Genomic DNA, 21,686 nt, shown 5'->3' on the forward strand with positions numbered 1-21,686 from the left:
TTGGTATACCTAATCGCTCACCTGTTTCCGGCGTTGCAAAACGGGCATTTTTTTGCCAAGCGGCTATCGTCGCAGGCTAAATAGTGTTGATTGCACTGCCGACAGTTTGCAAAATAACTCGTTGATGCCCGAAAGTCTCTGGTCAGTGCCCAGGCTTCGTTGATGGTTCGAGGATGTATATCGAGTGCTTCGTTAGAATATTGAGGGACCAAAAGCTTATAAATGTCCCACGAGTCCATGACCAATTTCACGTCGATGGCGTTTTCAATATCTTTATGCAATTTTGCGTAAATCCGCATGAATAACGTGGCATAGATTTGGTTTTTGCGGTTGGACAACACGTAGGCCGATGACGGCAACAAACCTGAGCTTGGCGATTTATTATGAAGTGTCTTATACAGCTTGCGTAACAAAATCTTTGAGAGCTGCGTATGGATATAGACGATTGAAGTCCTAAAGCCGGCCTTAACCATGTCATACGCCAAGCGGTGTTTGTCGAACACTGAAATTGCATCGTTATTCTGGGCCATAAATAAGTATCCTTTTATTTAAAAATCTCTACCAGGGTTTTAGGATCAAGCGCATTCGAGTCTAGAATTTTCTTTAGCTCATCACATTCAAAACGTGGTGAGAATAAAAACAATCCCACTTTGGATAATTTGATAATGTCTTCGAGACAGGCCGTTTTTATCAAATGCGCCGCGTCTTTATCAACGCCCATGAGGATATGTAGCTTACTGGACTGATCGTCCAACATCTGCTCTCGAATGAACAACAGAAGCTTGAGATTGAACGCTTCAATCGCATCGGTCATGATTAATCTCCAAAATAGGCTCTCAGCGCTTTTGCAATCGCTAGGGTTCTTTTGCCGTAATGATAAGCACGGGCTAATCGCTCCGGCTCGTTTCCATAACCGGCATGATACCGTCCTAGTCCCAGTGCTCTGTCACTGGGCTCGGATCGAATGGCCTCGGCCAGAATGTCGGCACCGATTCGTAGATTCACGTTTGCATCGAACAGGCTGCGGATGTCGCGGACTCGATGGCCATGCCACTTGATGTTCACCTGCATTAAGCCGATATCGATTGATCGAATCCCTTTGTCTAATTCCTGCTCTAGGCTCTGAAGCGCTTCGGCATGGGTTTGAGGCAGCATCGACTTGCCGGCCGAGTTGATCGCTAACGGCCAAGGCGATATCGTTTTGTTACCGCAGTATTTCGATGATTCCATCAATGATACGGCATACAATTCAAAGGGGTCTAGCCCTTTTTCCATCGCAATGCTTCCCCAGTCCGATTCAGATAATGGGTTAGTGTAAGCGTTAGCCGACAAGGCGCTCAGGACGCAGATCATCCACACTTTTCGCATATTCAGTGCCTACCCTTTTAAAACAACACAGGAATCAAAAAGCGCAATAGCTCAAGTCGCTATTGGCCGGCATCCAGACTTGATTTGAGCTTCACCAGGGTCTGATTCGCTTCGAGCCGGTTCGGCGGCGTGTCAGGCGAGGCTGACACAGTTTGTAGACCATTCCGCGCGCTGACGACGCCGAGCGTCGCCAAGGTCCGCAGCCTTTCCGCCCGGTCCCTGGCCGGTGTCGTTTCGATCGCTGCATACAGTTCCGGGGAGGATCCTGAATTGATCGTAACCAATATTTTCATCATCACGCTCGGCTGAAATAGAAAAAGCCGAGGGCATTGGCCATCGCCGGCTGCGCCGGCAGAAATACAGGGTTCGAGGGGAAAATACACCTGGCGGCTTCTTGATACAGGGCGCCGCCGCCGCCCGCGAGCAGGACGATATCCACGGAAGCTTTCTCGCGCCGCAGCGATTGTTTCATCGCTGCCAAGGCCACCTCCGCGACCGATTGCGCGGCCACCGACAAATACGCCTGGATTTCAATGGTCTGTCCCAGCAACAACACTGTGGTGCCGCCGGCTCTTAAGACGTCCTCGATTTTTTCCGGGGGAAGATGGCCGCCATAGTCTTGGCAAATCAGTTCGCTGGTTTTATCGAGTAAGACCGACATGGCTTCCAGGCTGGTACCGGACGATGCCGTCACGATTTCGCCTTCGTTCAGCAGCACCCAGTCCACCGAGAAAAACCCCGGATCGATCACCAGCACCCGCCCGGCGTTGAGCCGTTGGTCTTGCGTGCTGAACAGTTGTTCGACAAAGGCGCCGACGGGTTGCGGGATCACTTGAACGCGGTCCACGCTCATTTGGCGTTTCGGCGTGACCTGATGAACGCCGGTTAATTGCGCAGCAAGTGCATCCCGCGCGGATTTGTCCTGCCATTGGGCGACGGGCAGCCCGGTGGTCAACACGTCGATGTGGGTTTGCTCCGTCGCCAGCAAGGCGGCGTGGAATAGCGCTCGATAGGAGGGGGTCGCCGCATAGTCCCGATGTAGCGCCCGGTTCCAGTTGCTCAGTTTGCTGACGCTGATACCGGCGCCCCAGGCGGCGCCTTCGACGGTGACCCGCAACGTATCGTTTGTTCGATCGATGGCTTGCGGCAAGTGTTCGATCGGCGCGGCGCCGGCCGGGAATAGGCGGGTGGTGGGAAGCGATTGATGCTCGCCGAAGGCGATTTTAACGTTCGAGTAGCCGATATCTAAGCCAAGTATAAACATGGGAATGAGTGTCCTGTCGATTGCGTAAGGTTATAGCGACTGAGGATAGACGCGTGTCGATCTTAGCAATTTTCAAACAAGAAACCCGCTGGCTAAATGCTTTTAAAATGCACTTTGCCAGCGGGTTTGTAAAAGTCAATACGCTACCATCCCCCCTTTGCTATACCGATAGGGAAGGTCTTTCTCATGATGAATCCACAACCCAGCCAGGCGATCGAGCCCGCGGTCTATACGTACTATCAAGCCACGCCGGCCGTGTGCGCCTGGCTATTTCATCAAATGGATCAGTTGCATGAGCAAGCGCAGGCAATCGTTAATCGATATACGGAAGGTTATATTGAATTGATTCGTCAAAATTCCGCCGTCGCTAGATACCCTCTGGGAATCAAGCTTGAATGGACAACGGATGACAAACGGCTACTGGGTTGGGGCGTCGGTCGTTGGTCAAATAACCAGTTTATTGAAACGCGATTATTCGCCCTTCCAAAAGATCGGTATCGATTTCACTATCTCGATCACTTTTTGGCGAAAGCGCCTCTGGAATTAAAGACATTGGTATTCGAAACGGAAGATCAATTAGAAACGATCAGAAAATTTAATAAAAGACTGACCGTTATATTAGAATTATTGGTTAGATATACATTAATAGCCTGCCACGTAAACAAACAGGAAACCAAGCAGAATCTAGACGCTGTAAGGCATGAATTAGAACGGCTATCAAGCATTGAAGACGCCGCGAACAGTTTTTCCAATAATGATGCTTTAAAACGTTGGTTGCGTGATCAAGCGGCGCTGTTGGAAAAAGAAGCCGAGTATTATGTCAGTTATTACTGGAGTAATAACAAGAAAGACTATAGCTTGGAAACGCCGTCAATATCGTTAGGTTTGAGAATTAAGAGCAACCGGGGAAATTCGATCAGCATCGAATGGTACGAGGCTAAATTTCTCGGTCAAAAGGCGATCGAAAAAAAGCGTTATAAAAAGCCAAGAAACGTGCATCGCTATTCGATTTTGGAAAAAATCGTCCAGGCACAGCCGGAATGGTTTGCAAAGCTTGTGATCGAAACAGAAGATGAGCTTGCCAGAATCAGGAAGCAGATGTGGCTTTTAGCCGGCGTTAAAGAGGCATTGCTGGACTATCAAAACGTTTAAGCGCGTGCTGTATTTCACTTTAAACGGGCGGTTGCCGATCTGAATAGGCACTGGACTGGCCGGTATCTGGTTAGCGTTCGCTGCAACGGCAGGTCGGATGCGCCGAAAAACAGTCGGGATAGGTTGGTTTCGAGATTTTCCGCGTCAGGGTTGGCGCTGCCGATCTCTCGCTGGGGTCTTAATCGGGTAACGCATCGTGCAGATCCAGGGTAACCGATAAAGATTGCCCGATTCATTTCCTGGTCAAAGTCACTTATCACGGCGACTGTCGATCTGAAAGTCGACTCAAAATCGACTCGGCGTGGGAAAACACTTGGAATTCGTTAAAAATCGATTGGTGTCGATTGTGCGTCGATCTCGAGTCGATTCGCCTTCCATTTTTCGGTCAAAAAGCAACCATCGCACGTCAATCACCGATAACTTAGCGACCCAGATAGGGGGAACCCCTGTTTTGGTTTCAGGTTGAATAGGGTCGGCCGGGATATCCCAAGCGGTGTAAAGGGCTCTGCTTAAACCCCCGATTTCCACCACGCGAATTCCAAAGATTCCCGGCCGAAGCCCACGATCAGGCAGGCGTAGCCTAGCGAAAACATTTCGCCGGAATGGGGCGGCCAGCTGAAAAAAATAATGGGGCAGGACGCGCAACTGATTGAATGGAAACCAGAAATAAAGAGTTTAAACAATTAGTTTACCGCTGAAAACCATTGTCTGGTTCAGCAGGCCGCACCATTATTTTTTTTAACAGGCTGAGCCATTCGTTTTTTAAAGAGGCTGCGCCATTGTGTCCAGTGATGTAACCGACTGAAAGTTAACAGATAGTGGTGGTTTTTTGCCGGCGAGTGCCGTTCGCTGAATGAAAGCGGCCCAGCCATATCGCTCAATAGCTCAAGTTTTTAACGATATTGCGCCATTAGATTTTTAACCGCCAAAAACCATATTTATAAAATGGTGCAGGCAGTTTAACAAAACAATGGTGCAGTGCCTGTGACAGGATTGCAATGGTGCAAGCCGTTTAAATACGCGTGAGTGGGAATCGAGAAAGGGGGATCAGAAAACCCGCTGGGAAAGTGCATTTCTGAAGCATTTAGCCAGCGGGTTTCATTTTTCGAATGCGATATGCTGGTCTGACCCACAACTGAGGACAGGCCGATGCGGACAGCGATATACTTACTTTTTCCCTTAATTGCCGGTTGCGCGCAGGCACCCGTTGATCAGCTTACCTCGGCGCAAGTCATTGCATCGATGGCGCAGGCCAGGCCGCAACCCCACTGGCGGCTGAGCATGGATGGCTTTGCCTCGGAAACGGGCGGGGCGGCGGTGCGGCAGTCGTCGATGGAGCACGTGGTCACCCGGCAGCCGCAGACCGAAACCCGCGGGGCAGCGGATGGCACCGGACTCGTCACTCGCCCGCTCGGCGAGGCGGATCTGGCGGACACTCAGCCGAGTTGCCAGACCGATTCGGACGATATTGAAAGAGCCCGGCGAAAATATTGTCGGCACCAACTGGATATGACCGACTGCGATCGCGAGATCATTCGTACCACCCCTATGCCGGAACGGCTCAAAGCGTCTTGCAACCCGAAAAGTTTAAAGAAATAAACCGGGGGTATTGGCGATGTTAGCGAAATTCGTAAACAGGCTATTGGGGGTCGCCGAGCCGGAAGAAGAGGTGCCGCGTTACCCCCCATTTGCCAAAGGCCTGCCGGTGAGACAACCCCAGAAAATAATGGAATCCCAAGCGGAGTTAATTCAAAAGATCAGACATTATTTGAGCGTAACAGACCAGGAATATCAACTGCGGGTATATCCATTGATACTCAATTACGCGCGATTTGTGCATTTATTGCCGGCGTCTGAAAAGCATCACCATAGAGGGGCGGGCGGTTTATTTCGGCACGGACTGGAAGTGGGATACGAAGCCGTTTATCAGTCGCACGGCGTGTTATACGGCATCGACGAAACCCCGGCAAAACGCAAACAACTCACGCCCCGCTGGCGGCTGGCGATTTTCATTGCCGGCATGCTGCATGATTTAGGCAAACCGGTCACCGATATCGAAATTAAATCGGAAGACGGGCGAGATACCTGCAATATTCTGGGCGACGACATTGAGACTTGGGCAAAGAAACTAAAAATCCGCCGGTATTATCTGCATTGGCGAGCGAATCGGCATGGCGACCACGAGGTGGTCTCGGCGGCATTGATCAACAAAATCATCATCGCAAGCGTTTCAGAATATTTAAACGAATACGGCCCAACCATCTATAAGGAAATGCTGCTGACGATTGCCGGCACGTCGCATCATTCAAGAATGTTTGGGTTGGTGATGGACGCGGATTACAACAGTGTTGAAAGGGACCTCAAGGAAAACTGTATTCCCATCGACCCATCCATCGGGGCCCCCATCGAATGGTTCCTATTGGATGCCATGCGGCAACTGGTTAAAAAGGGAAAATGGACCGACAACGTCAAAAGGGCGACTGTTTGGCGCTTAAAAGAAGGCCTGTTTATCGTCTGGGACGAAGCGGCCGAGGAGATAAGTCGCCTGATCACCCAAAACAATATTCCCGGTATTCCGAAACACCCGGATACCTTAGCCGACATCCTCTTCGATCGGCAGTTGGCTGTTCCGTATCGAATCGATGCACGCGAGGTCAGACGCTATTGGACGATTCAGCCGGATTGCCTGGATACGCCGCTCAGAGTGCTCAAATTATCGGACCCTCGGCACGTGTATCCCGAAGCCGCACCCTTAATTGTCAACGGACAGGTGATCCACATCGACGATCAAGACGGTCAGCCTGATCCGATAGCAGGGATCGACATCATGGCCGCCACGTCAGCCCGCGCTGACGACAACGTATCCACGCCTGGGGCGCCGCATCACCCAGGGTCGGCACCGGAAACAGCCCCGGGAGCGGTCGTCGAAACCGAGGCGCGGGAAGTGCTTCAAGTCGGCTCGCCAAACCCGGCGGCATCGAGTCATGCCCAACCGAGCCCGCCGACGGCCATGCCGGACGCATCGGAATCGAGGGAGGCAGCAAAGCTTGCCGAGATTCAAGCCGCTAGGCAATGGCTGGCGGCGAAATCCGAAGCGGGCGCCGTGCTGACGCAAAACCTGGGTCCGGCATCGGCCGACTATTTTCTGGTCCAACCCAAAGGTCTGGTGTTCGTTTTGCACCAGCCGCTCGCGGCTCGGTTGGGCCAAGCGCCCATCGAGATCGTCAGGACACTGGATGCGGCCGGCATGATCGAAGTCGATTCCCGCAAACCCATGGTCAAGGTGACCGAGATCGGCGGGGTCAAAGGCGTGTTGCTGAACAAGGCGGCCAGCCGACATCTGGCCGTGTTGCTAGAACCCGCCGAAGCCAAACCGGTATCCCAACCAGCTCGTCACGTTACCGAAGGCGCCCCGGATGCCGATCACCCGCCAGCTAATTCCGGCGAGACCTCGGTGAAGAATGCCGGACACCGCGATGATACCCTTTCGATTGAGTCCCTGATTCACTTGATTAAAACCTTCGAACTGCCGATGGCTGTGAAAGAGACCGAAGATACCTTTACTGTGGATTTAGCCTTGCTAAGGCAATATATCGAGGATAAAGGGCTAATAGAATATAAACAATTAATCAAGCAAGCCTTTAATCGAGCCGATATTGTTGTCGACAATATCAACAAACGCTTCATCGTCAAAAAGTCATGAAAGACGAATATGACTATCAGCTACCCTGGCGGCCCAATTACGAAGTCACCGCGATTGTGGTCTGGTTCGCCTTTGGACTGGTGGCGTATGTCATGGTGATCTTTTCCGGCCTGCCGCGCGAACCGTTCAACGGACTGATGGCGGGGTGCCTCTTGATGGCGGGCAGACGCCTGGCGGCATCGGCTAGGGTGTGGTATCGCAAGTACCGGCTCCAGTATTTCAAATTCCAACGCTTCAACGTCGCCAGTCTCGCCGGGATCGTGCGACGTCATCCCGACCAATGGTGGCTGGGTTGGGGCTTCGAGTGGAATCAGCAGCACGCCCAATTGGCCTACGACATCCAAAAGCGCGATTTAACCGGCTTGATTCCGGTCAATCTCGATCGGATGGGGGCGACCTGGATCCACGGTCTGGGATTAAGCGAAGGCTACATCCGGCAAGCCATTGCGCATAGCGCCGGCCACACTCTGATCGTTGGCACCACCGGTGCCGGCAAGACCCGGCTGTTCGACATCCTGGTCACGCAGGCCGTGCTGCGCAACGAAGCCGTGATCATCATCGACCCCAAGGGCGACAAAGATTTGAAATGGTGTGCCGAACGCGCCTGTCAGCTGTCCGGTTCGCCACAGCGATTCGTCTACTTCCATCCGGCCTTTCCGGACCAGAGCGTGCGCATCGATCCTTTGAAGAATTTCAATCGCTCGTCCGAGCTGGCCAGCCGAATTGCCGCGGTCAGTCCCGGCGAGTCCGGCTCGGACCCCTTCAAGGCCTTCGGTCAGAAGGCGCTGGATAATATCGTGCAAGGGCTGTTTGCCGCCGAAGAACAACCGTCCTTGGTGAAACTACGCACCTATCTGGAAGGCGGCCCGGTGCCCTTGGTCATAAAAGCGCTGGCCCGCTATTTCGACAAGGTCCTCGATTTCGAATGGCGTGCCAGTGTGGGTTTGAAGAAGCAGGACTTTAGCGATAAAACCGCGCAGTTGTTGGTCAGGTTCTATCGGGAGCGCGTGCAGGCGGAACAACAGAACACCGACCTGGAAGGGCTGATCTCCATGTTCGAACACGACCGCACCCATTTCAGCAAAATGATCGCCTCGCTGTTGCCGCTGATGAATATGCTGACCTCCGGCAGCTTAGGGGCCTTATTGTCGCCGGATCAAAGCGACGCGAACGATACGCGGGCCATCACCGATGCCGCCGAAATCATCAAAGGCGCCCAAGTGGCCTATATCAGCCTGGATTCCTTGTCGGACAGCATGGTCGGTAGCGCCATCGGCTCCATCCTGCTGGCGGATCTGGCGGCCGTCGCCGGCGACCGCTACAACCACGGCATCGACAACCGGCCGGTCAATATCTTCGTCGACGAAGCGGCCGAGGTGATTAACGACCCATGCATCCAGCTCTTGAACAAAGGCCGCGGCGCCAAATTCCGCTTGTTCATCGCCACCCAGACGTTTGCCGACTTCTCGGCCCGATTGGGTTCCGAAGCCAAGGCTCGGCAAATACTGGCCAACCTCAACAACCTGATCGCGCTTCGCGTGATGGATGCCGAAACCCAAACCTACATTACCGATAACCTACCCAAAACCCGATTGAAATACGTCATGAGAACCCAGGGCGTTTCTACCCATTCAGCAAATCCAGCGGTATTTTCCGGAAATATCGGCGAACGGTTGATGGAGGAAGAGGGCGACTTATTCGCTCCGCAGCTATTAGGCCAATTGCCCGATCTGCACTACATCGCCAAATTGTCCGGCGGCCGCATCGTCAAGGGCCGCCTGCCGATACTCATTTCTGAATTGGATAAGGAACACACGAATGTCAAATCCCAAACGGCGTAAACCCGAAAAACCGATGGAAGTAGTCCAATTGGAACGGTGGCGCAAATTAAACCGGTCCGAGAACCAGGAATTGCAAATCCTGGAACTCGACTGGCCGGTGGCCATCGAGATCATCCAGTGCGCGATCAAAATCATGCTCGAACACGGCCAGGATGCTGAGCAACAGGAAACCGCCATCACTGAGATGATGCTTAAAGTGCTGTCGCGGTATGCTCGAGCATCCGCGCAAGCTCATCCGGATGACGGCTTCCGGCTGCACCAGACGGTCCACGCCCTGCAAACCTGTTTGTCCGAGCGGTTAGGCACGGAGGTACCGATCGACAGCTTGGTGACCAACCCCAGAGTGATGGTCATCCTTGAGCGTATTTCGGCGGCGGTGTCATGACCAAAAGCCTCTTTGTCACCTTCATATTGTGGATCGCCGAAGTGTTTTTGGTGGCGGTATTGGTCTCCGATCGCTGGCTGACCGACATGCAAGACACCGAAGACCGGATGATCGTCGAATACCTCGGCGCCGATCACGATCGGCGCATCCGCGAGGAAGCGACCTCGGTATTTAATGCCCTCTTGGTGCAAACCGGCATTCAACAAAACGTTTACCACTTTTTCATTCCCACGACAGCGGAGCGCGAGAAATCGGTCGGTTTTGAGCATTTTGGGCAGACCGATTATTTCCCGTTTGTCCAAAGCAAATTGGACGTGTTGTTCGGGACCTTTTACCAATCGCTACGGCGTTTGTTTTTGCTGTTGTCGTGGTGGCCGTTTCTAATCGCCTCGGTTATTCCCAGTGCGGTGGACGGCTTGATACAACGCAAAATCAAGCAATCCAACTTCGATTATTCCAGCCCCTTGGCCCACCGCTATAGCTTCTACGCCGTCATCGGCATTGTCTACTTGCTGCTGCTCGGCTTGACCTTCCCATTTCCGATTCCGCCTCAAGCGATGCCGATCGCCTGTGTCGGCATCGCCTTGGCGATGAATATCTATTTCGCCCACACCCAAAAACGGGTATAGCCAGGAGCCACACAATGAATCGATACCGACAGACAGGCCGCCTGATGACCCTGTTAGGGTTATTTCTTCTCGGTACCGCCGCCCAGGCGCAGCGTCTGGCCGGTGTAGTCTTAGGCGTACACGACGGTGACACGCTCACTTTACAGACCGACGATCGGCAGACCTTAAAACTGCGCTTGGCCAATATCGATGCGCCGGAACTCAGCCAAACTTATGGCCCGGCTGCCCGACAAGGATTAGCCAATGCCGTGTATCAACGCCGGGTCACGGTCGACCATACCCAAACCGATCGCTATGGCCGCCTCATCGGCCACGTCGACCTGGAAGGTCAGGACGTTAACTTGGCACAAGTGGCCAAGGGCTGGGCCTGGGTGTATCGGCCATACACCAGCGATCCGGTGTTTGTTCAAGCCGAGCGGGACGCTCGGAATCAGCGGCGCGGGTTGTGGCAAGACCAAAATCCTATGGCCCCTTGGGACTTTCGACATGCCGGAGCATCAAAATGAAGATGGCGAAGGCGAACCCCGCGGACCTTGACATGGCGCTGGAACTGACCAGTGCCCTGGAAGCGATCAGCCGCCGCGACGGCGCCAGCCTGCCCGAGAACATCGTCAAATCGCAGGACGATGAAGACGAAGCGGAGCCCTTTTCTGTTGAAGACAGCGAGCATTGCCGGCGGGTGTGTGAATACCTGATTCACTTAAGCCGTAGCGCTTCGCTGTTCCGCGTGGTGATTAGCATGACCGTCTTGCTGGATCCTGAGAATAAGGTCGTGGACCCCTCCGCCAGCACATTGGCGCATCACCCCGATACGCTAGAAGCCTTGGCTGCCCTGGCCAAGTCCGCGTCGGACCGCACGGCATAACCGGGGGCGACGTCGATATGCTGTTCACCGTCCCCGAATTCCTCTACCTGTTTCTGCCGGCGACCCTGGTGTGTTGGTGGTGGTTCATGTCGCGACACTACGGAAATACGGCGCAGTGGTGCATCGTCGCCAGTTCGGTGTTGTTCTATGCGGCATGGAGCCGCGAGTATGCCGTGCTGTTGGTCGTCAACGCCTTGCTGAATTTCTACTGGGGCAAACGGATGGCCTTCACCCGTTCCAACGTCCTGCTCGCCGTGGGGGTTCTCTACAATCTGGGGCTGCTGGCCTATTTCAAATACGCCGATTTTCTGATTGAGACGGGTAATGCGCTGACCGGCAGCCAGTGGCCATTGCTACACGTGGTTTTGCCGCTCGGGATTTCGTTCTTCACCTTTCAGGCGATCGCCTATTTAGTCGATTGCGCCCAAGGCCGGGTCGAGGATTTCAACCTGCGCCGCTTCGCGTTTTCCATCTCGTTTTTCCCGCATCTGATTGCCGGCCCGATCCTCCATTATTCCGACGTAATGCCGCAGCTCAAGCAAGGGATCCGCTTCGATCCGGAACGCATGACCAAAGGCCAGTTCCTGTTCGCGGCCGGGTTGTGCAAGAAAACCGTGATCGCCGATCGCCTGGCGGCCGTAGTGGATCCCTTGTTTGGACTCAGCAATCAACTCACGCTCTGCGAAGCCTGGGTAGCGGCGGTGGGTTACGGCTTGCAAATCTACTTCGACTTCTCGGGCTATTGCGACATGGCCATCGGCATCGGACTGATGTTCGGAATCGTGCTGCCGCAAAACTTTAATTCGCCGTACCAAGCCGACACGATCGCCGACTTCTGGAAGCGCTGGCACATCACGCTCTCGCGGTTTCTGCGCGACTATCTGTACATCCCGCTGGGCGGTAGCCGGCAAGGCTTTTACCGTGGTCTGTGGGCGGCGATCATGACGATGCTATTGGGCGGCTTATGGCACGGTGCCGCCTGGACCTTCGTCGCCTGGGGCGCGATGCACGGCGGTATGATCGCGCTGTATCGGCTGTGGACTAAGACCGGTTATTCGATGCCGGGCTATCTGGCCAGCACCTTGACCTTGCTGGGTGTATTTTTCGCCTGGGTGCTATTTAGGGCGGCGAACGTTGACCAGGCAATACAGATCTGGCAGGCGATGTTGGGACTCAAAGGGATATCGGTGCCGGTCATGCTCGCCGGCTGGTTCGGGTCCGAGACGGTTCCGATTTCGGGGCTGATCAACGGCCTGGACATGCTCGCCATCGGCTTCTTACTGGCCGTTTGTCTGCGCTACCGCCATGCGCAAGCGCAACTCGACACCTTGACCCCGAATTTGAAGGCGCTCGCCGTCTTCGCTGGTTTGTTCTTCGCCGGCACCTGGTTATCCGCAGCCCATGAAAGCTTCATCTACTGGTCGTTTTAAGTTCGGCCATTGCTGGCGGGCCGCCGTGGCCTTATCCGCATTGATCGGCGGGGCGATGCCGGCGTGGAACTGGTGGGTCAATCCCTACCAAGTGTTCGACGTCGACCGAGGGGTTGCGGAACCCTACACGTCGCCGGCGACCAACGAACGCTACCTCAAGGTGCGGCATTTGTTGAATACGCTCTCGGCACCCGCCTCGGAACAGGCGATCGATTGCCTTCTGGTCGGCTCGTCGGTGATGGGCTTGCTCGATCCACGGCTGTTGGCGGTGTATTTCCCCGACAATCGCTGTTACAACCTGGCCTTCTTAGCGGGGCGGCCTGGCGAAATTCTTGAAACGATCAAGGCCTTGATCGGACAAGGGCTGCCGCTGAAGCGCATCGTCTACGGACTGGAGCCGTTCGCCTTTTCAGACCCGGTGAACGCGGGCCCGGCCAATCGATTGCATCCGATCGTGACCGGCGAATCGCGCTGGAAATTCTATTTGGACTACCTGTTCGAACCCAGCCTCGGCGATGGGATAGGGTATTTGTTTGATGCCTACCATCACACCATCTCCGTTCGATACGACATCGACGAAACGGGCCGGTATCAATTGGTTCGGTACGAGACGGAAATACAGAGAAACGAAACTGAATTCGTCAACAGACAATTCGAGCAGGGTAGGGGGCCAAAGTCTGTTTCGCCTTGGATAATGACGCGATTCGACGAGTTTAAATCGCTGGTGGCGTTTCTAAATGGCCAACAGATCGAAGCGCATTACTATTTAAACCCGCTGCATCCGAGTATTGCCAAAGTCTATGGCGAATCTGGACTGCGGCATTTTAAAACCACGGTTTCGATGGTAACCGGTGGCCGGAATATTCCCGACTGCTCACTCTTGTTGAGTGAAAGCGCGAATATCCGATTTTACGATTACAAGCATTTTCGTTCTACGGAATCGACGATAGTGTTGGACTGTGCGTTATGCAATCGCTCAAAGTAAAGACGACAACAGAACGACAAGTGATCGACAGGTTGGCAAGCATGGTTTGGGCGTTAAGTATTAGATCGACTGCAAGACGACTAAGTGCCCGTGGCTGGTTAAAGCATGTTTGGTTGAAATCAATGGGAATTTGGCGCCAATAACTTGTTGGATCTCCAGCCGTTAGGCCCCTCCGGCCAAAACCGGTCCTTGATGATGTCGGCGTAATTTATCGTCCGTCACTCCAACGAACGACCGCTTCTAGACGAGCAATTTTGCGTCGCCTTCGACTCGACCTGGCCAAAAGCCGTCGGGCAGATGAGCTTCCCGAATGAGTAAAAACGGTTCAATAGCTGCCATAGAAGAGGCAAGTAAACAGTCACGCCTTCTAAGTAGTCAGCATTTGCTCAAAAATCCATCTTGACACAGTTCGCAAAAAGCAATAAACCTATTGCGAGCATGGGAAATGCCTCTTTAGGTTGGGAGACAAAAATTCCTGGAGCTGGCCTTTGTGGCATAAAACAATAAATAAAACCTTATTTCGTCGAGGTTTCTATGAAAAAAAACGTTAAGAAATCAAATTCAACAAGACGTAGCGTCGGCCTTTTGGCCACTGTTATTTCTATCATTTTGACCGGGCAAAGCGAAGCATCTGTGCTATCTTTTGAAGCCACTGCCAACGCTAGTAGATCGTTCCGTTAATCTATTTACAAATATGCCATAGAGAGTCATGATCCTTATCCTATTCAAATTGGGGGGGATCATGGGACGGAGAAGTGGGCGAGCGGCCCTGGTGTTGACTGACGAGCAAAGAACCAAGTTGTCTGAACTGGCGGCCTCGCGTACGGCGCCGGTACGTGAAGTGGAACGCGCCCGGGTTCTGCTTCAGTACGCCCAAGGCCTGTCGATCAGTGCGATTCAGCGACAATTGGGCGTGAGCCGGCCGATGATTTACAAATGTATCGACAAGGCGCTGGCGGCTGGCGTCCAGGCGGGACTGAAGGACACCTATCATCGACCTCACGCGCCTGAAATCACCGATGAGGCCAAGGCTTGGGTGGTCAGCATCGCCTGCACCCAACCGAAAGCGTTTGGGCTGGCCGCGGAATTGTGGAGCATCTCGGCATTGGCGAGTTATGTGTCCGAACAAGCCGAGCCATCGGGATTTCCGCGTCTTACCGGGGCTGGCAAAAGTACGATCTGGCGGATTCTCGACGAGAACCAACTCAAGCCCCACAAGATCAGCTACTACCTGGAGAAGCGGGATCCCGACTTCGACCGGAAGATGCGTGAGGTATTGATCGTCTATCGGGACGTTTCACTTTACGCCGAAGGTGCTGTTCATGAGGGGCGGCCGAATCCGATTTACACGGTCAGCGTCGATGAGAAGCCAGGGGTTCAAGCGATCGGCTTGACGGCCCCGGACTTGCCGCCGGTGCCGGGCAAGGCGCCGACGTTGAGTCGGGATTACGAGTACGTTCGGCATGGTACCGTTTCGATCCTGGCCGGTATCGACCTCCATACCGGCCACGTGTTTGCTCAGGTTGAAGACCGGCATCGCAGCCGCGAATTCATCGCGTTGCTCCAGTCGATCGACGCTTACTACCCGCCACAGGCCATCATTCGTGTCGTCCTGGATAACCATTCATCGCACCTATCGAAGGAAACGATGGCCTATTTGGCGACGCGGCCGGGGCGTTTCGAGTACGTTCACACCCCCAAACACGGTTCCTGGCTTAACCTGATCGAATGCGCCTTCTCGAAAATGGCCCGGACCTTCCTTCGCCATATCCGCGTCGCCTCAATCGCCGAACTCAAGGCGCGCATTCTGAAGGGCGTTGCTGAAATGAATGCCGCTCCGGTCGTTTTCCGCTGGAAAAAGTTTGACTTGGCGGTGGCTTAATTCGTAATCATATTGATGGAACGATCTAACTAGTGCGTGGGAGGTAGCTACTAACGTTGGGGGAGTGGATGGTTTGTACTCCTCTTTTTCTCAGACCGGTTTTGTCACCGCTACAGCGATCGCATCGAGATCAGAGTGGATTGCAAATAATACAACAGGGACAAATGGAGGGATGGAGACCTGGACTTTCTTTAATTTCCGTCAAACATTTGATTTGACTGGTTACAATCCCGCCACCGCAAATCTCCAATTCCAGTGGGCAGCGGATGATTCTGGTGAAGGTTATGCAAGTCGAGGGACTTGGGTTCCCAAATTTAGTTTGAATGGAGGTAGCTTAATCCCTTGGGGAAGTGGCCCAACTTACGGATATGGATCTGTTGTTAATCTTACGTCCGGATTTATTTCCGGGCTTAATTCTACTTTGTCACATTAGCCTTGCTACCTAAAAAGGCTGAATTGAGATATAATAAGCCATTGTTTTATATAGTTAATTACGATTATGTCGTGAAAATTCTAGAACATCGCTCATTCGCGCCCTTCAAGGCATCCCAGAGGCGCTCAGCGCGCATTTGGCGGCTTTTTCATCGTTTTTCGTGTCTTCTACCCGCGACTCCACAGCCACATTTGAGGGCTATATGCGGGGGCTGTTCCAATCGGAACGGGCCAATATGCTGCGGATGAGCGAGGTGAATGAAGTGGATCACCAATCGATGCAGCACATGTTGACCGAAGGCAGCGTGGATTGGGAGGGGTTTGGACGACAGATCGCGCTGGAAACAAACGATCTGTTGGGCGGTCGCGATGCGGTATTGATTTTCGACGAAAGCGGCTTCGCCAAGAAAGGCGAGGCGTCCGCCGGTGTGGCCCGGCAGTGGAACGGACGTTTGGGTAAAGTCGATAACTGTCAGGTCGGCGTCTTCGCGGCCTTGTGTCGAGGCGACCTGGCCACCCTGATCGACACCCGTCTGTATTTACCCAAGGACTGGTGCGGCGATGATGAGCGCTGCAAGAAGGCGGCGATTCCCAAGGAGGCGCGGCAGTTTTTCAGTAAATCGCAACTGGCGCTGGCGATGCTGGAAACCGCCCGGCAACGTGGTATTCGATTCGGCTACGTCGGCATTGACGGTGGCTACGGCAAGGAACCGGCTTTTCTGCGGAGCGTCGATGAACAAGGTTGCCGGTTTGTAGCCGATGTCCATTGCGACCACACGATTTATCGGCAAGACCCTGAGCCGCGGGTGCCTGATTGGTCAGGACGCGGTAGAAAACCAAACCATCGTCAACCGCAATGCACGGCACAACGCGTGGATCAATGGGCTGCGGCGCAAGCGCCCGAAGCCTGGCAACGGCTGACCTTGCGCGAGGGCGAAAAAGGGTTGTTGGTCGCCGACTATTTGCATGGCCTGGTCTGGGTGTGGGATGGGCAAGAAGAAACCGCGCGTTGCTGGCATTTGTTGGTACGACGTGAAGTCGGCGCGGACACGATCTCGCACTTTTGCTTATCCAATGCGCCGCTGGATACGCCTTGGCAAGAACTGGCGCGGGTACAGGCGCAACGCTTCTTCATTGAGCACAGTTTTCGCGAGGCGAAAAGCGAATGCGGCATGGCTGACTATCAAGTGCGCCGCTGGGATGCCTGGCATCATCATATGGCCTTGGTGATGCTCGGAACCTTGTTTCTGGTCAAGCAGAAAAAGGCCGGCCGCCCACAGTGGCCCATGCTGTCATTCAACGACTTAGTGACGGCGCTGGCCCATCTATTGCCACGTCGACAACTCACGGCTGAAGAATTGGCGGACGTGATCACTAAGCGACATGATCTGCGACAAAAGGCCAAGGAATCCCACGCCAGATGCTCTCAAGTGGCGTTGGAATGAAATGTGACAAAGTAGAATTAACACTATTAATTTTTATGTGGAAGGCAACGGAGTGACGGACGGATTCGCATTGCGGACGATCAGCTTCACCGCTAGCCCTTCTAGCGTTCCACTTCCAGCAGCACTCCCCTTGATGCTTATCGGCCTGGGTGTTTTTAGTTTTGCATCGCGTCGCCGCAGAAATGAAAGAGTTTAAGTATCTTCAAGTTACGAATCCGGCTCATTCGGGTGCCTTTTTTGTGTAACTGGATGCTAAAGGTCGCAGGTTTGAGAAGCTAAAAACCTAACTGACTACAACAATCAAAACATCGGCTTATTATCAGTTTGCGGACATTGCAAAACTAGAGCGATTGCCTCCTATGGGTCGCCATGCGACTGTCAGCTCGTCCGAACTGATTGGCCATCACCCGTCCTATTACAGCAAAGCTATTCTTTCAGCGCTATCATCTCGGCCCGGTCAACGATGCTCAGTGTAATTTTGCCTTCCTGGCCCAACCAGCCAATACCTCGCTGGATGAATTTTTCTTCTTCCGGCAGTTCTTTAATCAGTTTTGTAACCGAGGTAGCGCCGTTCTCGGATAAGAAATGCCAAATGCTGCCTGCGGTTAAACCGGTCCGTTCACTTGCCGATATTTCCGACGTTGCCTCTACGGGTTCCGGGACCGCGATTTCAGACTTCTTCGGCGCGTTCTTCGCTGGATTGGATTTTTTAGCGGTGGTGTTGGTAGTTTTAGGCTGTTCGGTTTCGGCAGTGGGAGTTATAGCTGCTGTAGGTGTTTCAGTTAGTTTTTTAGTCGCTTTGACCGTAGCTGTCTGTTCAGCCTTAGCGTTGGCTTCGACATCCGAGGTCTTTTTTGGGGTTTTCTGCGCGGTGCTGGTTTTTTTAGCAGTAGATTTACTCGCTACCGGCGTTGCAGGTTGTTCTGTTTTGGCTATTGTAGATAGGGGATCGGGGGTGGTTTTAGGTTTCTTCGTCATGAAATACACCATAGTCAGGATGAACAAGAGTAGTAACGCTTCAGTCATGGAGGCTCTTCATACAGGCTGCTAAATATTACCCGACTTTGCGCTGATCTGACCAGTTCTGCCAGCTAGATGACTATGCAGGTGATCGCAGCGGTCGCCGAGTTTGAGCGTGACTTGCTGATTGAGCGAACCCAAGCGGGCATTAGTCGCGCGAAGGCAGCGGGGCAACAATTTGGCAGGCCGCCGGCGCTCAATGCGGAAGATCGTGTTGAAGTAGTCAAACGTTTGGCCGCTGGCCGCAACGTTTCGGAGTTAGCTCGGGAATTCAAAACCACCCTGCAAACCATTCTGCGGATTCGGGAAGCGGCGATGAAATCCCCGCAAAGTGAAAATACGATCCACTCTTCTGGGGAGTAAGTGATGAATCATGTGTATTTGTAACGACACGATGACAAAGACAACATGCATCGGTTTTACCAAATGTTTGTGGCGCCTGGTCTATTCGATGATTGGTCGCTGGGCAGGGTAGGGTCACCCGGTACCGTCAGAAAGGAGTGGTTCGACACCCAGGAAGAAGCCATCGTCGCCGGGAAGAAGTTGTGCGCGGCCAAATGTAAAAAAGGCTATCAATCAATTCCGGCAGTACGTTAAGTTATGCGATACGATTACAAATGAACCACCATTAACCGGAGCGGCAACCATGGCAACCGAAGCATTTACCGTAAGGGCTGAATCAGACATGGTGCATCAACTCGATTTTATTGCTGGGGCATTAGATCGATCACGCAATTACCTAGTGAATCAAGCTTTACGGGAATACTTGAAAACCCATGCTTGGCAGGTCGAGAAAATCACCCAAGGTATAGCGGCCGCCGACCGTGGTGAATTGGTCGATCATGACGATGTCATGCGTGAAATGGAAGAACTGATCGAACAAAAATCCAAGGGTAGGGTGTGAAACTCGTTTGGACCGAACCCGCCCGACAGGACTTACGCGAGATATTTACATTTATCGCCGAAGAAAATCCCAACGCAGCCCGCAGACTATTAGCTGAAATCAAAGTACGCGCTGTCTTGCTGCAAGACAACCCACAGCTAGGCCGCGCTGGCCGCGTCGATGGAACAAGGGAGTTAGTGGTTGTCGGCACACAATACATATTGCCCTATCAATTAAAAGAACAATAAATTCAAATATTGGCTGTATTTCACGGCGCAAGATTGTGGCCGGATAACTTTTAGCTTATTGGGGATGTAAGCCGGAACCCCAGAAATTTTGTCTCTTGATATCCAGTCAGATGCAACATGCTCATGCAGATTCTGAATGCCGGAGAGTTGTATAGTTCCTATAACACTTAGAATTTGGTTTCATCGAAACCCTAAAATTTGAACGTCAGCTATCGGGATAGGCTCACTGAACTCGGCGAATTCACAGTTTCGGCCAAAACCCGCCGGTCGTGGTCACTATCCAATTTCAATAGTTCAGGTATCCTAAGACTCCGTGGAATGTCCGGTATTCGGCGAGCAAAATGCTGTTATAACTGCCTCACTGCGACCAAGAGTTGCAAGCCATTAGCGGTAGGCCTCAGACAATTCGGGGGATATATCAGGCAAGCGGTACTTCTACCGCGATCTGATGCTGGACCATGACAATAAGTTAAAGATTTTCGTCAAATAAATCAGAAATATCACATTTAAAGTATCGTTGAATGATGTTTGCCAATTCATTTCTGGCATCTTCTTCATGCCGCGCGAAGCGATGGTATAAAGGCTCTACAATGCCCACGAAAACGTTTAACAACTCCGGATCAAAATGCTTGCCAGCCTCTCGTTGGAGGTGATCTATCGAATCTTCGTAGCTCAATGCCATTTTGTAAGGACGCGCCGACGTCAAGGCGTCGAAGACGTCGACGATGGCGAAAATACGTGCCGTCAGCGGAATTTCCTGGGTTTTCAGACCTGAATAGTAACCGCTGCCGTCGAATCTTTCATGATGGTTACCGACGACATCGCCGGCATCGCGTAACCATTGGCAATGATTGATGATGTCCAGTCCATGCAAAACGTGGGTTTTCATGACTTCGAATTCGCCGGCATCCAGCTTTCCGGGTTTCAGCAATATATGATCCCGGATGGCAATTTTGCCAATGTCATGCAAAAAAGCGCCCTTAATTAGCGTGCGAATACGGCCGGCGTTCAATCCAGCCGCCTCGGCTAGCCTGACGGCATAAATAGTCACCCTAAAATTATGCGCGTCGGTCTCGCTATCGCGTTTGGCAATCGCACTGCCAAAAGCTTGTAAGGTTTCCAGATTCGCATCCAGCAGATGTATCGATAATCGTCCAAGGTGATCGAATAAGCGGCGCACCACCGGATAATGCAAAGAGGTCACCAGCATCACCAGCAATACCGAAACGGCAACCGAATGGATAATATCGCGCCATAATTCCGCGATAGCCTGCGGAGCAACCGAATAAAGACCCCTTAATGTCGCCACGATTCGGCCATCGGCATCCATGATGTTCAAGCCAATCGCATACACGGGGTTGCCGTCAGGCCCTATCAATGGCGTCAAGGCAAGCTTGTTTCCGCTAGCGGCGGCTTGTCGATCATGGTTCTGAATCAGAGTTTGTAGCTGGGGATAGTCCAAATCTTCCATGCGCCCAATTTCCAGGCCTTTGGCATTGTGAATCGATAACCAGACAAAATGCCCGAAGGCACTGTTCGTGGAAACTTTCCGCAAATCGTCCACCGCTTGCTGTACCTGCGATTCCCAGGGGCGATGGCTGAGTGCCTCAATATCCTGGATCCGTAGTTTCAGTAATTCGATGGCGAGATGGGTGCGCTCGGCGATGACGGCTTCGAACCGCCCGCGCTCCAGCCAAAATACGCCGCCGCCAACCAGAATGGACACCACGGCCGACAAGGCTATTAGCCGGACTATCAAACTCTTCCGTAAAGAACCAATTCGTGATTTCATCGATACGCCAATTGGTATGCGATTCTAATTTTTTTCATTCAATAATGCTTGATCAGTAATCTGTTTATACAAATGAGCAACTTGGGCATATAACGCTTGATACTCAGGATGCTGGTCTACTAATGGTTTAATTCGTTGGGCATCCCTAATCAAGTCCTCCAAAAACTGCCTATCCCAATGATCTAAATGCTCCCCATTTGCCAGCCTTTCCTGAATGCTTTTGGCTCTTGGTATGATCTCACTGGTAAGTTTTTCCAGCAGCACTATTGCGATGCCCTGGTCGTTTGAAAATTCAGTCATGTTAATTCCTCCTAATTGTTGGATTTACGGCGCTAACGATTTGCAGATGAAATTAGTGTTTA

23 protein-coding genes and 2 pseudogenes are annotated in these 21,686 nt (G+C 52.7%); 17 read left to right on the top strand and 8 right to left on the bottom strand.

The features are described from left to right. Positions 1-17: 17 nt before the first annotated feature. The 5 genes from ACQE3D_RS24825 to ACQE3D_RS24845 are packed head-to-tail and all read right to left on the bottom strand — an operon-like array spanning position 18 to position 2,632. Positions 18-530 (bottom strand): FlhC family transcriptional regulator, encoded by a 513-nt coding sequence (locus ACQE3D_RS24825; RefSeq protein WP_427551861.1) that lies wholly within the window; start codon positions 528-530, stop codon positions 18-20. 14 nt (positions 531-544) lie between these two features. Continuing rightward, positions 545-814, bottom strand: a complete 270-nt coding sequence (locus ACQE3D_RS24830; protein ID WP_427551862.1) for a hypothetical protein — start codon at positions 812-814, stop codon at positions 545-547. 2 nt (positions 815-816) lie between these two features. Continuing rightward, on the bottom strand, positions 817-1,368 hold the full coding sequence (locus ACQE3D_RS24835; protein WP_427551863.1) for a transglycosylase SLT domain-containing protein: 552 nt from the start codon (positions 1,366-1,368) through the stop codon (positions 817-819). A gap of 59 nt (positions 1,369-1,427) precedes the next feature. Then, positions 1,428-1,664, bottom strand: coding sequence for a hypothetical protein (locus ACQE3D_RS24840; RefSeq protein ID WP_427551864.1), 237 nt, complete (start codon positions 1,662-1,664; stop codon positions 1,428-1,430). Beyond that, a complete protein-coding gene (locus tag ACQE3D_RS24845; protein ID WP_427551865.1) occupies positions 1,664-2,632 on the bottom strand; it encodes a hypothetical protein in 969 nt (322 codons plus the stop codon). Before ACQE3D_RS24845 ends, ACQE3D_RS24840 begins: the two co-directional genes overlap by 1 nt. Before the next feature lie 186 nt (positions 2,633-2,818). Between ACQE3D_RS24845 and mobI the strand changes: the two genes are divergently transcribed. The 13 genes from mobI to ACQE3D_RS24910 all read left to right on the top strand — a co-directional run bounded on the left by mobI (position 2,819) and on the right by ACQE3D_RS24910 (position 17,577). Next, positions 2,819-3,784, top strand: a complete 966-nt coding sequence (gene mobI, locus ACQE3D_RS24850; protein WP_427551866.1) for a conjugative transfer protein MobI(A/C) — start codon at positions 2,819-2,821, stop codon at positions 3,782-3,784. A gap of 1,149 nt (positions 3,785-4,933) precedes the next feature. Continuing rightward, on the top strand, positions 4,934-5,383 hold the full coding sequence (locus ACQE3D_RS24855) for a hypothetical protein (RefSeq protein ID WP_427551867.1): 450 nt from the start codon (positions 4,934-4,936) through the stop codon (positions 5,381-5,383). 16 nt (positions 5,384-5,399) lie between these two features. Continuing rightward, on the top strand, positions 5,400-7,487 hold the full coding sequence (gene mobH, locus ACQE3D_RS24860; RefSeq protein WP_427551868.1) for a MobH family relaxase: 2,088 nt from the start codon (positions 5,400-5,402) through the stop codon (positions 7,485-7,487). Beyond that, a complete protein-coding gene (traD, locus tag ACQE3D_RS24865; RefSeq protein WP_427551869.1) occupies positions 7,484-9,328 on the top strand; it encodes a conjugative transfer system coupling protein TraD in 1,845 nt (614 codons plus the stop codon). Before mobH ends, traD begins: the two co-directional genes overlap by 4 nt. Continuing rightward, a complete protein-coding gene (locus tag ACQE3D_RS24870) occupies positions 9,306-9,713 on the top strand; it encodes a hypothetical protein (protein ID WP_427551870.1) in 408 nt (135 codons plus the stop codon). Before traD ends, ACQE3D_RS24870 begins: the two co-directional genes overlap by 23 nt. Beyond that, positions 9,710-10,342 carry a DUF4400 domain-containing protein gene (locus ACQE3D_RS24875; RefSeq protein ID WP_427501710.1) on the top strand — a complete coding sequence of 211 codons (633 nt, stop codon included), beginning with the start codon at positions 9,710-9,712 and terminating at the stop codon, positions 10,340-10,342. The genes ACQE3D_RS24870 and ACQE3D_RS24875 overlap by 4 nt, the downstream gene beginning before the upstream one ends. Before the next feature lie 14 nt (positions 10,343-10,356). Continuing rightward, positions 10,357-10,848 (top strand): thermonuclease family protein, encoded by a 492-nt coding sequence (locus ACQE3D_RS24880; protein WP_427551871.1) that lies wholly within the window; start codon positions 10,357-10,359, stop codon positions 10,846-10,848. Continuing rightward, a complete protein-coding gene (locus ACQE3D_RS24885) occupies positions 10,845-11,207 on the top strand; it encodes a hypothetical protein (protein WP_427551872.1) in 363 nt (120 codons plus the stop codon). The genes ACQE3D_RS24880 and ACQE3D_RS24885 overlap by 4 nt, the downstream gene beginning before the upstream one ends. A gap of 17 nt (positions 11,208-11,224) precedes the next feature. After that, the gene (locus tag ACQE3D_RS24890; protein ID WP_427551873.1) at positions 11,225-12,637 is read left to right on the top strand and encodes an MBOAT family O-acyltransferase; all 1,413 of its coding nucleotides are present in this window, start codon (positions 11,225-11,227) and stop codon (positions 12,635-12,637) included. After that, entirely contained in the window at positions 12,609-13,622 is a 1,014-nt protein-coding gene (locus tag ACQE3D_RS24895) for a hypothetical protein (protein ID WP_427551874.1), read from the top strand. Before ACQE3D_RS24890 ends, ACQE3D_RS24895 begins: the two co-directional genes overlap by 29 nt. 742 nt (positions 13,623-14,364) lie before the next feature. Next, entirely contained in the window at positions 14,365-15,504 is a 1,140-nt protein-coding gene (locus ACQE3D_RS24900) for an IS630 family transposase (protein WP_427551975.1), read from the top strand. A gap of 593 nt (positions 15,505-16,097) precedes the next feature. Beyond that, positions 16,098-17,381, top strand: coding sequence for an IS701 family transposase (locus ACQE3D_RS24905; protein WP_427551875.1), 1,284 nt, complete (start codon positions 16,098-16,100; stop codon positions 17,379-17,381). 52 nt (positions 17,382-17,433) lie between these two features. Next, a complete protein-coding gene (locus tag ACQE3D_RS24910; protein ID WP_427551876.1) occupies positions 17,434-17,577 on the top strand; it encodes a PEP-CTERM sorting domain-containing protein in 144 nt (47 codons plus the stop codon). Positions 17,578-17,807: 230 nt separating this feature from the next. On the opposite strand, the gene ACQE3D_RS24915 is transcribed toward ACQE3D_RS24910, so the two are convergent. Then, on the bottom strand, positions 17,808-18,407 hold the full coding sequence (locus ACQE3D_RS24915) for a winged helix-turn-helix domain-containing protein (RefSeq protein WP_427551877.1): 600 nt from the start codon (positions 18,405-18,407) through the stop codon (positions 17,808-17,810). A gap of 45 nt (positions 18,408-18,452) precedes the next feature. Between ACQE3D_RS24915 and ACQE3D_RS24920 the strand changes: the two are divergent. The 4 genes and pseudogenes from ACQE3D_RS24920 to ACQE3D_RS24935 form a co-directional block, all read left to right on the top strand. Continuing rightward, positions 18,453-18,764, top strand: a pseudogene (locus tag ACQE3D_RS24920) (helix-turn-helix domain-containing protein); the annotation flags it as partial. 39 nt (positions 18,765-18,803) lie between these two features. Beyond that, a pseudogene (locus ACQE3D_RS24925) lies at positions 18,804-18,998 on the top strand (WGR domain-containing protein); the annotation flags it as partial. A gap of 49 nt (positions 18,999-19,047) precedes the next feature. After that, positions 19,048-19,305 carry a CopG family ribbon-helix-helix protein gene (locus tag ACQE3D_RS24930; RefSeq protein ID WP_427551878.1) on the top strand — a complete coding sequence of 86 codons (258 nt, stop codon included), beginning with the start codon at positions 19,048-19,050 and terminating at the stop codon, positions 19,303-19,305. After that, on the top strand, positions 19,302-19,532 hold the full coding sequence (locus tag ACQE3D_RS24935) for a type II toxin-antitoxin system RelE/ParE family toxin (RefSeq protein ID WP_427551879.1): 231 nt from the start codon (positions 19,302-19,304) through the stop codon (positions 19,530-19,532). Before ACQE3D_RS24930 ends, ACQE3D_RS24935 begins: the two co-directional genes overlap by 4 nt. A gap of 469 nt (positions 19,533-20,001) precedes the next feature. Here ACQE3D_RS24935 and ACQE3D_RS24940 read toward each other — a convergent pair whose 3' ends face one another. Both ACQE3D_RS24940 and ACQE3D_RS24945 read right to left on the bottom strand, forming a co-directional pair. Next, positions 20,002-21,324 (bottom strand): HD-GYP domain-containing protein, encoded by a 1,323-nt coding sequence (locus ACQE3D_RS24940; RefSeq protein ID WP_427551880.1) that lies wholly within the window; start codon positions 21,322-21,324, stop codon positions 20,002-20,004. Between the two features lie 24 nt (positions 21,325-21,348). After that, positions 21,349-21,624, bottom strand: a complete 276-nt coding sequence (locus tag ACQE3D_RS24945; protein WP_427551174.1) for a hypothetical protein — start codon at positions 21,622-21,624, stop codon at positions 21,349-21,351. Between the last annotated feature and the right edge of the window lie 62 nt (positions 21,625-21,686).

Source organism: Methylomonas sp. MS20, from assembly GCF_050275925.1.
GTDB classification, from domain to species: domain Bacteria; phylum Pseudomonadota; class Gammaproteobacteria; order Methylococcales; family Methylomonadaceae; genus Methylomonas; species Methylomonas koyamae_A.

Coding starts and splice junctions, on each gene's coding strand:
- ACQE3D_RS24825 (WP_427551861.1), bottom strand. CDS start 530: ATGGCCCAGAATAACGATGCAATTTCAGTGTTCGACAAACACCGCTTG.
- ACQE3D_RS24830 (WP_427551862.1), bottom strand. CDS start 814: ATGACCGATGCGATTGAAGCGTTCAATCTCAAGCTTCTGTTGTTCATT.
- ACQE3D_RS24835 (WP_427551863.1), bottom strand. CDS start 1,368: ATGCGAAAAGTGTGGATGATCTGCGTCCTGAGCGCCTTGTCGGCTAAC.
- ACQE3D_RS24840 (WP_427551864.1), bottom strand. CDS start 1,664: ATGATGAAAATATTGGTTACGATCAATTCAGGATCCTCCCCGGAACTG.
- ACQE3D_RS24845 (WP_427551865.1), bottom strand. CDS start 2,632: ATGTTTATACTTGGCTTAGATATCGGCTACTCGAACGTTAAAATCGCC.
- mobI (WP_427551866.1), top strand. CDS start 2,819: ATGATGAATCCACAACCCAGCCAGGCGATCGAGCCCGCGGTCTATACG.
- ACQE3D_RS24855 (WP_427551867.1), top strand. CDS start 4,934: ATGCGGACAGCGATATACTTACTTTTTCCCTTAATTGCCGGTTGCGCG.
- mobH (WP_427551868.1), top strand. CDS start 5,400: ATGTTAGCGAAATTCGTAAACAGGCTATTGGGGGTCGCCGAGCCGGAA.
- traD (WP_427551869.1), top strand. CDS start 7,484: ATGAAAGACGAATATGACTATCAGCTACCCTGGCGGCCCAATTACGAA.
- ACQE3D_RS24870 (WP_427551870.1), top strand. CDS start 9,306: ATGTCAAATCCCAAACGGCGTAAACCCGAAAAACCGATGGAAGTAGTC.
- ACQE3D_RS24875 (WP_427501710.1), top strand. CDS start 9,710: ATGACCAAAAGCCTCTTTGTCACCTTCATATTGTGGATCGCCGAAGTG.
- ACQE3D_RS24880 (WP_427551871.1), top strand. CDS start 10,357: ATGAATCGATACCGACAGACAGGCCGCCTGATGACCCTGTTAGGGTTA.
- ACQE3D_RS24885 (WP_427551872.1), top strand. CDS start 10,845: ATGAAGATGGCGAAGGCGAACCCCGCGGACCTTGACATGGCGCTGGAA.
- ACQE3D_RS24890 (WP_427551873.1), top strand. CDS start 11,225: ATGCTGTTCACCGTCCCCGAATTCCTCTACCTGTTTCTGCCGGCGACC.
- ACQE3D_RS24895 (WP_427551874.1), top strand. CDS start 12,609: ATGAAAGCTTCATCTACTGGTCGTTTTAAGTTCGGCCATTGCTGGCGG.
- ACQE3D_RS24900 (WP_427551975.1), top strand. CDS start 14,365: ATGGGACGGAGAAGTGGGCGAGCGGCCCTGGTGTTGACTGACGAGCAA.
- ACQE3D_RS24915 (WP_427551877.1), bottom strand. CDS start 18,407: ATGACTGAAGCGTTACTACTCTTGTTCATCCTGACTATGGTGTATTTC.
- ACQE3D_RS24930 (WP_427551878.1), top strand. CDS start 19,048: ATGGCAACCGAAGCATTTACCGTAAGGGCTGAATCAGACATGGTGCAT.
- ACQE3D_RS24940 (WP_427551880.1), bottom strand. CDS start 21,324: ATGAAATCACGAATTGGTTCTTTACGGAAGAGTTTGATAGTCCGGCTA.
- ACQE3D_RS24945 (WP_427551174.1), bottom strand. CDS start 21,624: ATGACTGAATTTTCAAACGACCAGGGCATCGCAATAGTGCTGCTGGAA.